At 32.6% G+C, this 12,748-nt stretch carries 4 protein-coding genes; all 4 read right to left on the reverse strand.

The features are described from left to right. The coding region (locus NF27_RS05460) for an IS481 family transposase (RefSeq protein WP_039454464.1) at window positions 1-817 on the reverse strand (817 nt) is incomplete at its 3' end. A gap of 307 nt (window positions 818-1,124) precedes the next feature. After that, window positions 1,125-7,928, reverse strand: a complete 6,804-nt coding sequence (locus NF27_RS05465) for an ankyrin repeat domain-containing protein (RefSeq protein WP_039456783.1) — start codon at window positions 7,926-7,928, stop codon at window positions 1,125-1,127. Between the two features lie 19 nt (window positions 7,929-7,947). After that, the gene (locus NF27_RS05470; protein WP_039456785.1) at window positions 7,948-9,540 is read right to left on the reverse strand and encodes a hypothetical protein; all 1,593 of its coding nucleotides are present in this window, start codon (window positions 9,538-9,540) and stop codon (window positions 7,948-7,950) included. Window positions 9,541-9,575: 35 nt separating this feature from the next. Further along, window positions 9,576-12,748, reverse strand: a 3,173-nt coding sequence (locus tag NF27_RS05475; protein WP_193387653.1) for an ankyrin repeat domain-containing protein, incomplete at its 5' end; no start/stop codon positions are given.

Genomic DNA, 12,748 nt, shown 5'->3' on the forward strand with positions numbered 1-12,748 from the left:
AAGCGCTATGTGATCTTTGTTTATTATAATATTCTTCCCATACTTTAAGTTTATCTGGGAGATCACTAGCATTAGGATTAATACTTGTATAAAACTCATCTAAATCTGTACGTTGTGATCTCTCTACCTTCCCATTTAAGTGTGGAGAGAAAGCTTTTATAGGTCGAAATTTAATCTTTTTTTCTTTTAGGTAATCCTGGACTAAATAAGCAAAAAACTCTTGCCCACGATCTGTTTGAATACGTTGTATTGGAAATGGCATGTGCTTTATTACACACTCTAAAAAGTTAACAGTATTTAAGGACGTACGCCTTTTATATATTCCTAATATTTTATATCTTGTACAATCATCAATCGCTGTATACTGGTAAACCCCTTGAGCTATTTTACAAACATCCATCTGCACCCGTTCTCCGGGTATTTTACAATTATATCGCTTAACTTGTTTACGATAATGACGTTTTAGTTGTAGGTAACCTACTTCATGCTTCTTTAAGACTTTGTGTATAGTAGCTACAGATAATGATATTTCATGCAATCGTTTTAACTCACTTTGTATCCTTCTTACTCCTAACTTCCTTTCTTTCCTTAAAGTAAGAATAATTTCTTCGTTTATCTCATCCCTCTTTTGTAATGGCGAATTTTTAGGCCTAGTACTTATATTTTTCAACCCTTCCATCCCTCTTTCTTTATAGCGTTTACTCCATTTTCTTAGCGTAAACCTTGAAATCCCAAAGTGCTGGCATACTTCCTTCGCATCCCCTAGTTCTTCATATAGTTTGATCCATTTAAGACGGTTTTTTACTTTGGTATCCATTTTCCAATTTGAATAGTTATTACCACATACAGATATCCTAACAACCTAAAGTAACACTGTAAAAAGGTTTATTTCTTACCTTTATATACTCATCTATTTACTAAAAGTCACAACTTCTGCTGACATCTGAGTGGTAATGTTCTATATGAATCACACAGGTAATGCAACAAGAGTATTTTATAATTTCAGCTTATCATTCTCTTTATAAAAATTTCTAATTGATCTTATTATCCTTTCCTCAGAGTTTTGAACGAGGTCATTGACCTATTCGTGAGAAATAACCTCAACCTCTCCCCTTTTTATATTATTAGTTACCCCTTATTGCTCTTTGCTCTATATCAGCGCCCTGCTCTACTCTAATTTTCTCTCTAAAAGATAAGCTTTTGTTAATTACACCTAAGCTATTAGAGATCGGCATACCTACTCCTTCTGAACCTAATCTTTCAATAAAGCCATTTATAGGGCTCTGCTCCTTACTTAATACCTGCTGTAGATATAGCTTAACTGCTTTATCGTCTCCTAATATTTCTCTTAACTTCTGGAACTTCTTATAACTGTTTATATCAGTTCCTATCTCCATTAACTTATCTATTCCTTTAGTTCCATAGTTCTCATTAGCTACTTTCATTAACTCTTCTATCTTTTTATCATTTAGTATAGGGTTATTGTAACTTGCTGAATACACTGCACTTACTACGCAATCAATCATTTCTTTTGACAATCCTTTACTTTTTTCTATTTCTTCTTGTATATCCTTATTATTAATATTAATTTTTGGTTTTATAGCTTTAATTATAATATCATCTTCTATCATGTTTGCTAAAATAAAAGCCTCATTAAGTGTTTTTTCCATTATATTGTTGTGTTCTAACAATACTAACACCATTTCTCGATATCTAAGTTTAACTGCCTTACTTAAAGCATTATAACCACAATCAATTTGAGCATTTATATTAGCTCCTTCAGCAATTAACATTCTTACTAATTCTTTATCCCTTTGTTCAACTGCCTTACTTAAAGCATTATCACCATCAGTATTTTTAGCATTTATATTAGCTCCTTCAGCAATTAACATTTTTACTAATTCTTTATCCTTTTGATTAACTGCGATTATTAAAATACTGTTACCTTCTATATCAGTACTATTAATATCTACCCCGCCTTCTAATAAAATTTTTACTATATCTTTTTTTCCTAGCATAGATGCAAGCACTATAGCATCATCAAAATCAACTTTAATTTTTGTTTTAAAGTTAGATACTTCATGTAATAATTTTCTTAATAATTTATAATCATTATTTTTTACTCCCCACTTAAGAATATATCCAGTAACAAGCTTTAAGTTGAACTTGTAGCTTAGTTCCTTATTAATTTCCTTATTAGTATATATTTCTTCATTCTCTAAATTGCCTCCCTGAACATATAGTATTCTTGCTAATTCATAATAACTATGTTTGATAGCTAAATCTACTGGTGTCATATTATCGTTATTTTTCTTTTGAATATTTGCTCCGTATTCAGCTAGCAATAAGGCTATCTCTTTGTTGTCATTACAAGAAGCCATATGTAATGCAGTATTGCCATCTTGCCCTTGAAAGTCAATGTCAGCTCTAGCTTCCAATAGCATTTCAACTATTTCTTTGTAACCTTTCCCTGATGCAATGATTAAAGCGGTATTATTATGTTCGTTGGTTATGTTAATATCAGTCACTTTCTCTATGAGCATTTCAACTATCTTTTTATGTCTGTTTATAGAGGCTAAAAATACTATACGGTTTATATTGATTTCTTTTCTAAGTTTTCTCTCTTTTTCTAGCAAAATTTTTACAATTTCTATATGCCCATTAATAGTTGCTAACATTAATGCTGTATTACCATCCTGAGTATTGGAAATACTAGCCCCTGCATCCAGCAATATTTTGACTACCCTGGTATGCCCCTTTTCTGATGCAGCAATTAATGCAGTTCTGCCACGTAAATTTGAATAATAAGCATCTTCACTATCTACCTCCACCCAAGTTCTATTACCATCAGAAGTTAAATTATCAGGTCTATAAAAATAATTAATTTTATCATTAATATTCGCCCCTCTTCTAATAAGACTTTCTACTATTTCTTTATGCCCTCCCTCAGCTGCAAGCATAAGGGGAGTTATCCCATATTTATTGGCTGGATTTACATTAGTATGTTCATCTAATAACAGTAATGCTGTTAACTCTTTCATTCCATATGCTGCAGCAAACATTAAAGGATAAGAGTTTACAATACGACCAAAACCTAATTTATCACGGATGCGAACTTTTTTGTTTAATATATCTAATATCATATTATCATTTTGGCTAAGAATTGCTCCTTTTGCTTTTAAAATTGAAACTATTTTTTTATATTTTTGTTCTTGCTTAGATTCATATGATAATGCATATAAGATGGCAGTATTGCCATCTTTATCCCGTGCATTAATATCAATTTCTTTTTCAAGAAGGGTTTCTATGTCTTCTAATTTTCCCTTTTTCACTAAATTGATTAAATCTTGCGAGTTAATAAATATTTGGAGCATTGATGCTATTTCATTATATTTATTATTTCTTGCTAAGATTAATGCGTTATGTGCATCTCTTATTGGTTGATCTGAATTTATTTGATATAATAATATTAATTCTATTATCTCTTTACAATTTAATTTTGTAGCCCACATTAATGGGTTATAACCATTTTTATCTATTAAGTTAAGGTTTGCTTCATTTTCTAGTAATATTCTCACTATTTCTAAATGTTTATGTTTGACTGCCCATATTAAAGCAGTCTCTTTATTTGAATTACATACATCTATACTTGCTTTTTTCTCCAATAATATTTGGACTATTTCCAAATGATTATTTTTTGCTGCCCCCATTAAAGCAGTTTCTTTATTTGAATTCGATATATCCACACTTATTCCTGCTGTAATTAGAAGATTCACCAAATTAATGTTTCCTTCTTGGGCAGCTATAATTAAACTTCCATCTTTATTTAATATTCTTTTTAAATTTTCTAATTCTTTGGCCATTTTACTCTGATCAATTCCTTTATGGCCATCAAAAACTAAACTTTTCAATTTAGGACACCTAGAGATTAGCTTAAATAAAATTTCATAATCAATATATTCACAATGATTTATATTTAAAGTAACTAAAGAACTTAGTTTACTCTTGTTTTTACTTGTAAATATAACTTTCTTATTGCTACCTATATACAATGTTTCTATCTTTTCGCATCTACTAGCAATAATATCCAATGTATTATTGTTTAAATTAAGACAATTACTTATATCTAACCAAAGCAAATCAGGAGAATAATATAATATATAATCTAAGTCTTTATCTGTTAAAGCTAAACAATTACTTAAATTCAATTTGCTGAAAGATAACTTTTGCTGTTTAATAAACTCTAATATAGCTTTCTGTTTTTCTAAAATCTCCCCTTCTTCTATTGAACCTATCTCTGTCTCTTTATTTCTTGTATGGGTTATTTTGATAATAGCCTCAAATATATTATCTATAAAAGGTCCTTTTAATTCAGTATTTCTCCCATTAATTACCATTTCTTTTAGCTGTATAGGCAACTTCTTAAATTGCTTATCTTCTCCACTTATAACTTCTTCCCTAATTCCTTTTAGCTTTCTTAATTGATTAATTACCTCATCTAGCTTCTCTAAAGCCTGTTTAGGTGTGCATTTACTCTTTTCCTTCATCTGTTTAGGACTTGGAATTTTTTGTAATACTGATCCTAAATATTTTGATTTTGTTGAAGAAACTTTTCTCGGTTCTATAGGGCTACCTTTATTCAATTCTTCGTATTGTCCTTCCGATAACTTATCAAACTTTTCCCTTGTAGTAGTTAAACTGTCATTTGTTAAAACCTTGTTATATTCTGCAGCTACTATTATATCTATATTATTTAACAATCTTACATACCTATAGTCCGAGTCATGTTCAAGTAAGCAGTCTTGTAGTTGCATAATTCTGTAGCAAATATTCACTCCCAACTGCTCATCTAATAACATCGGTATTGTTACACCCAACTTTTGCTCCTCTCCTTGCTTGTTAACTACTTCATGTTCTTGGATTAAATTACCTTCGAATAACTTGCGATTCTCATCATCTCTTGCTTTTATTTTCACCAACCATTGACGCAGCATTTGAGGAGTTAATTTTTTTATCTTTTGTTTTACGGCTTCAACAATGCTACTTTCCATTTTTTCTTTCGAGCAATACACCACAGATTTATGTATAAACTGTTTCCAAAATACCATATCAACTTTATAAACATCCTGTAAAAACCCATGGTCATTATCAATGCAAAATAACCTACTTTTTATCTCACCTTCAGGGCTTCTGGTATTAGATTTTATATTATTACCGAATTGATCATCCTCAGGATTAGTAAATAATGTGCGAACAAATGCTAAGCCGTAACTCTCTTCATCTATCTTTTCTAAGCTTTCTAACTTTTCACTTAATTTTTCCCCTATTACCGTTCTACTTATTAATACCGGTATAGTTTTGCCATCTATGGTCATTTTAGCAAGTATACTAAATGGTGTCGTGGTGTATCCTAATAGTAAATGTGATAATGAACTTACCGCATATTCTATGCCCGGTGCCTCAGGTAATTGTTTAATATGATAATATTCACCATTGTGATATATCATTCTTACATCTCTTCTTCCTTCAATTTCCTGGTTCTCAGGTTTAAGATATTCTCTTATCACTTCTTCTTTTAAGTATATCTTCTCTACTTTATTATTAATAATTAACTCTAAACAAATTTCGCCTTCACTGTCTTTACTAGTTTCTTGGTTTACTCCTAAATCAAGTATGGTATTTTGCCATGCTTCCTCGGTTATATCCAATGATATCTCGGCAGCTTTCTCATAATACCAATTTGCTTTTTCAGCATATAATATATCTCGCGTCTCATGATATTTCTCAATCAACTGTTTTGATTTTAATATCATTATATTTGCTACTTTTTCAGAATCTTTATTCCTCTTAAGTGTTTCTATTTCCGTTTCTTGTTGATTACCATCCGTTAGACTTCTTGCTATACTCTGTGCCCTGTTATACATAGGCTGCATTATGTTTTCATACAATGTTCTAAGCATTGCCGCTTCATCATTACTTAATATATAATCTTCTTTAACTCCCGTACTTTCTAGATATACTTCTTCCTTATTACCTCTATAATTTAAGTGGACCTTCATCCTTAAAGTCTGCGCAAACCTTATCCATTCTTTCATACCCTCCCCTTCACTATTGCTAAAATAACCCCTTTCCGTTAATCTATCTACCTTTTGCAGACTAACAGATAAATCACTATTATCTTCATCAATCAATATCCCCTCATACATGCATAGCCTATTTGCCAGTAATACCGGAAACCTAAGTAAATTATCTTTTACGTCAATCCCTTCATCTTTTTCATTATCTGAGTTTTCATCAGCCAATCTTCTTATAACTTTATTTGCTTCTAGTTTAAACCTCAACGTGTCATCAATTATCCATTGAGAGAGAACCTTAGCTATACTTTCCTGTGGAATTTCTCTAATTCTTTTCCTATATTCAAAAAATAACTCCTTACTGTTTTCCTCAGCATATACTATGCATATGTCTTGTTGAATCGCCGCATCGACTGAAAATACACTAGCAGTATTTTCATCTAAAACTCCCTCCCAGTAATTAGCGCTTAGTTCATCAACCGTCCCTACGAGATTTCTTTTGCCATCATTCTTATAAGGGAAGTGAGTAGAATCAAAACTAAGCCCGACTTTTATTTTACTTAATATACTTTTATCTTCTAATGATATATGGGTTTCTCCTAACAATATTATCTTTATCTTTATTACTTCCGTTAATGCTCTGAAATATTGATCTATCCCCTCCTTATCAGCTCCTGATAAAACTTTTTCTTTGCTATCTTTTTGTTCATCATAAATTATCATCAATTCTATATCGGAATATGAGCATAGCTCCTTTCTGGCTAACGAACCTAGGCCTAAAACTACACATTTATATTTACTTGGTCCTAAACATTTTACCGCATCTTTTACTATATTACTTATCAACTTTATCAAGGCGGTATTAAAGCTCTCTCCCAAACCTTCTTCATTATTTACCAATTTATCTCTACTTTCGTTCCTGATTTGCCTTAGTATTTCTTTATATTCTTTACCTTCATATTTAATCGGGTTAATGTTATTTATCCCTTCGCCAATTATAACTTGGCTGTACTTTTCCAAAACCTTTAAATATTCATCTAATATTTCTGTTCTAGGCAGATAGTTTTTACCCGCAAGTTCATCTAGCTTTTCTATAATTACCCCATAAATTTCTGTAGCTCTTGTAATTTCCTTATATACATAATAAGTATCGGCTATTCCCTCTAAATGGTTAATTATCCTTAATGCATCAATATCTTTATCCTGATTATATATATTTATGCGACATTTTATTTTCTCAATCTTTACGATATCTAATACGGAATCTACTTCAATTAATGGAAACCTATTCCTTAAATCATCAGATAATATTATACTCTCATATAATGCAGATTCCTTATATTGCTTCAATTTAAAGTAACATTTAGAAATATTATCTAATAATTCCCTACACTCTTCCGTATTTTTTATATCTATAAAATATTCTAAAACAATATTATAATATTTAAGTGCTTCGGCATATTCTTCACTTTTTTTGCAATCATCTCCTTCTTTACAAAGATTTTCACATAGCCTAATCAGATCCTCATTCTTTTTTCTTTCATGTAATCTCTTTAATCTTCTCCTAGTTGTAGATAGATCAAGTTGATAATCTCTTTCTTTCTTAGGCTCTTCCTCGATCTCTTTATATTTATTACATCCAATTACTCTTTCATGTAATGTGGTTATCTTCTTCTCTATTTCATCTTCAAATTTCCAATGTTCCTGAACTCTATCTATTATTTCTAAGAATTGTTCAACTTTTTTTATATTCTTATAATCTTTATTGCTAAGAATTTCTTCTGCTTTATCTAATAATCTTAAAACAGAGATACTTAGCTTGTCGTTATTTTCTTTCACTTTAGAATCTTTCATTTTTTTCCTTAAAAAAGTTTCAAATATATGCTGAATCCTTACAGACCCCTCTTTGTAGTAACCCAGTTTTCATAATTACTTTTTCTATGTTCACAGCAACAATGGTAACATCATCCCCTATTGCTTTAGGGTTATCTCTTTCTTCACTGTTGTCTTTACTTTCTATTTTCTCTTTAACGCATTCAAGTAACCAGTTTTTAATTTCTTCGGCGCTATTTAATTCTCCTTGAAATGCCTTATTGATTTCTTGCGTGTTTATGCTTTCCATAAATACATTGGCCGCTTCCCTCCCAAATGATTCGTAATTTCCTAATTCCTCTTGACGCACGAAGCCTTCAGGCAGCATATCAAATACTCCATCGGTAAGCCCTATTACTATACTCCCTTCAGGTAGTGCTTGATCAAAAACTACAAAGCATAGCTTATCTTGTTCTATTATGTCCTCTTCATAATTCCAGAATTCAGGTCCTCCTATAAGCCTGATCGACGGTGCTACATTCCTAAAACCTTCTTCTTTGGAATATGCTATTAGCATCTGATCACCAACTGAAAACCCAGTCACTCTAATCCTTCCGTCTCCATCAATCTTTGCTGCATAGCTCGTTATCCCGGCATGCTCAAAATTATGTCTAGGCCTTCTCTTAGACATTGAAAGTACTATTTCCTTCATCGTTTTATGCAATACCGTATCTTGATATTCAGAAGTGGGTTCACTGCTACCGGTTACAGGCCGATAAAGATTAGGAGAAAAGCTATAACCTTTTTCTTCTTCGCTCAATTGGTTTTCTTTCCAATACTTATTTATAGCTTGTGCAAGCTCCCTATTGGCAAGCTTACATCCTAAATTCGCTATATCCGTTATTTGCCTATTCTGTTGTTCATCAGACCCATGCATATGGCCATCCGCAATTGAAGAAATTAGTATTCCTTCTTCTCTTAAAATCTTTAAATCCACCCTCGCTGTATCAAGTATGGTTTCCCTCCCTAGTGGCTTCTTATATTTATTTTTTGTGTCTAGTTTTCTAAAAGTACTCCCAGTAGCATAAGCTATTCTATCTTCGCCAAGTCCTAATCCTTCTTGATCTATAAATTCCATCCCTTCCTGGATTTGGGGGTCTTTTATCTTTAATAACCTTACCTTCCCGTTTGCTAATCTACCTACAAAGCTATCTATTCTTTTATTGTATCCTGCTTTTATCTTGTTTTCTTCCTCGCTTTTAAAAGCAAAAATTTGTTTTGCTTTTAAAAGTATATTCGGAGCACATTCGGTATTCACTAATTTTCCTTTTATTTCCTGCCTTATACTCTCTTGTAGTGATTGGGATAATTGATTTTCACTTATCATAAATATCACATCCCATGCTAAATCAAATAAAAACGATCTTTGTTCTTTTGATACCTCAGGACGAAAAATAGTTAATCCATATAAAAACTTTAACTGCCTAACCTGTCTCTCTGATATTATCCTCCTATCTGCTGTATCTTCCCATAGCAGCCCGTTGCTACTTAAAATATCTAAAACTATTTTCCTTTGGATATCTTTATCATCAACTTCTAGGATTTGATCTATTCCTAAAAACTCACCTTGTTTCGCCGATACAGCTTGCTTCATAACACCCTCTTCAAACTTGTTGACTAAAGCTTTATTTAAATCGCTTGGGTAATATTTTGTAATTCTCTGCTATGCTTAACTTTCTCAGTAAATGATCGATTCTCCCCTAAACAATACTTAATTGCTCGCTCATCACCTACTATTGTTCTTAAGCTTTGGAACTTCTTATAACTGTTTATATCAGTTCCTATCTCCATTAACTTATCTATTCCTTTAGTTCCATAGTTCTCATTAGCTACTTTCATTAACTCTTCTATCTTTTTATCATTTAGTATAGGGTTATTGTAACTTGCTGAATACACTGCACTTACTATGCAGTCTTTATTATCTTTCTTATTAGGTCGGCTTCTAGTATTAGAAGAAGAAGTCCTTATATTACCCGTACTTTCTCTTCTTTGGCTTTCCGGGTTAGCAACCCGATTACTAGCCGCCGGAATATCAATACTTTCACTTACAGAGCTATTTATACATATATTCTCTACCCATTGCTTATATATCATAACTTGATTATAAGCTTTCCTTAATTCTTCTATAGAATAAACCTTACTTTCTTTCTGCTTATCATTTTTATCTTCTTTCCATACACGATTATTTTCTACTATATCAAATATCATGCTTATATATAGTGGCTCTAAATTAGATATCGCTTCCAGTTGCTTATCACTTAACAATTCCAGTTTAGCTGTATCAATCTTACCTCGTAATAATCTGGTATTTGTCTCTTCTACTTTAACCCTTCTTTCTTCTACATTACCTAAACCTATACCCGCCATCTCAGCATACCGCCTTGCATCATTCCTTCTTAATATCCTCATATTTTGATTATGCAGTTGCTCGCTAAACTCACCAATCGTATATGCATGCATATTTGTCTTAGTAAATGATTCATTCGGTTCGTTAGTATTTGCATAATCAGCTATATTACTAAATACGATAGGTCCGCAATCATAACCATTTAACCCCCTACCTTGCTGGTCTATTACTTTTTCTACTTCCTCTACTGCTATCTCTATTCCTCCGCATAGATTACCAATGATCTCTCTTATTGCTTGCTTAATCGAGCTCTTCATTTCTTCTGAAAATCCATTCTTACCATATGGATCATCCCATAATATGCTTATCTTATCTTCTTCATGTATAGTTATCCTAATCGCTCTCCAGTGTATTCCGTCAATTAGTGGAATTACCAGCAGCTTAGTTGTATTATTCCATCCTTTAATCCCATTATACTGCCCTGCAAGCCTTCTTATATCATCCTCAAAATATTCCCTGAAGTTAAAAATATGGTAAGGATTAGTTATAAATACTCCTTCTCTGTTCTCCCTATAAGCGCTATACTCTTCCCCCTCATTAACCATATTATCGTAACTTAGCTTAGCCTTTCTTATATGCATTAATAGCCTAAATCCGTCGCTAACGCTATACCAGTACCTGTCATGCCCGTCTACCAATAAGTTCCTATCATCTCCATTAGCATTAGCTGTCAATAGATCTTCTGCCTCATTTTGTTCTTTTCTGTCCTCATATTCTTTCTCTTTACCTTTATCTTTTCTTTTATACGGGTTCACCACTTCCACTAATCCTTCTATCTCATCAAGCGGAACTACCCTCTCTTCTATCTCACTTTCTTCTAATATCTTTATTTTATATCCTTTCTCTTTTGCTATCTCATAGGCCTTCTTACCTTCTTTGTTCTTTATATTCTTAAACCCTTCCAGTATTATTTCTACTAACTCTTCATTACCCTCCTCAACTGCATAATGTAAAACCGCATTCCCTCTATTATCCTTATGTCCTAAATCAGCTTCACTTTCTATCAACCTCTTAGCTACCCTACAAATATCAACCTTTTCTCTATCAATCATCCTTATAGCGTAGAGTAACGCATTTTCCTTTAACCACCCATAAGTTATATTAGGATCAGCTCCGTTATCTAATAGTATACCTATTATTCTTTCTTGGTTCTTACTTATAGCTTTAAACAGTAAAGGCTCTTTACTATTATCATTTAGCCCTAATCCTTTGCTTTCTTTATACTTCATAAGTAATTCAACTACTTCCGCATTCCCTAACTCACATGCAATTTCTATCCCTCTTGCTCCTTCTACTTCTACATTAATGTTTACTTGATACTTTTCTATTAAGTCTTTTACAATCTCTGCCCAATTGTACTTGCAACATAAGTACAATAACTGAGCCTTTATTTCATTTGCTACATTACTTGCTTCTAATATATGTAAGATTGAATTTAAGTCCCGAAGTGCTACCATACTTTCTAAGTCAAGCTTCGCTCCTGCATTCCTTAGCATACGCGCTATTTGTAGATTACCTCTGCTCACTGCTATCTGTATCGGTGTTTTTTTTCCTACCGCACTATTTATATTAAATCTTTCTCTGATTAAATATCCGACTATCTCCGCTCTTCCTTCTTCACAAGCTATATGCAATATGTTGCTTCCATAGGCATCTTCTTTAGTTAAATCCACTCCTTTCTTTCTTAGCAATTCTAATACATCTACCCTGCCCTCTCTTACTGCCGTATGTACTGCTCCTCCTCTTATATCTTGGCTTATTACTTCAAGCTCCTCCTTATTAAAACTTTCTATCTTGCCTATGTTTCCTAACTTTATTGCACTATGTATATTAAGCTCAGCTCCCTTACTCATTAAGTATTCCACTATCTGCTTTATATTATCCGGTTGCTCTCCATGCAGTAATCCTTCTATTATCTTCCAACCGGCTTCAGTCCTAGCGTTAATATCCGCTCTGTTTTCAACTAATAATTTTACTATTCCAAGCCATCCGTGATATCCGGCTACCATCAATGCTGTTCTCCCCATTTCATTTGCTACATTAACTTCAGCTCCGTTTTCAATTAGCTTTTCTGCTACCTCTAACTGTCCGCTAACACATGCGTGCATCAATGCCGTCATTCCTTCTCTATCCCTTGCATTTACATCAGCACCTTGTTCTATTAAATAAGCAATTAACTCTAACCTTCCATTCATTATCCTTTCATCATTGCTTAACTCAGCAGCACATATATTCATGAGTAGCGTTCGCTCACCTTGGCTCAATACTTTAACATCCGCCCCCCTCTCCATAAGTAGTTTAACAACATCATATCTTCCTGCTTCGCATGCATACACCAATGCTGTCTTATTATATTCTCCGCTTGTGTTTATATTCGATCCCTTGCTTAATGATT

The sequence above is a fragment of the Candidatus Jidaibacter acanthamoeba genome (assembly GCF_000815465.1).
In the GTDB taxonomy this organism is placed as follows: Bacteria; Pseudomonadota; Alphaproteobacteria; order Rickettsiales; family Midichloriaceae; genus Jidaibacter; species Jidaibacter acanthamoebae.

Bases quoted from the DNA above. Each gene is read 5' to 3' on its own strand.
- NF27_RS05465 (WP_039456783.1), bottom strand. From the start codon at position 7,928: ATGAAAGATTCTAAAGTGAAAGAAAATAACGACAAGCTAAGTATCTCT.
- NF27_RS05470 (WP_039456785.1), bottom strand. From the start codon at position 9,540: ATGAAGCAAGCTGTATCGGCGAAACAAGGTGAGTTTTTAGGAATAGAT.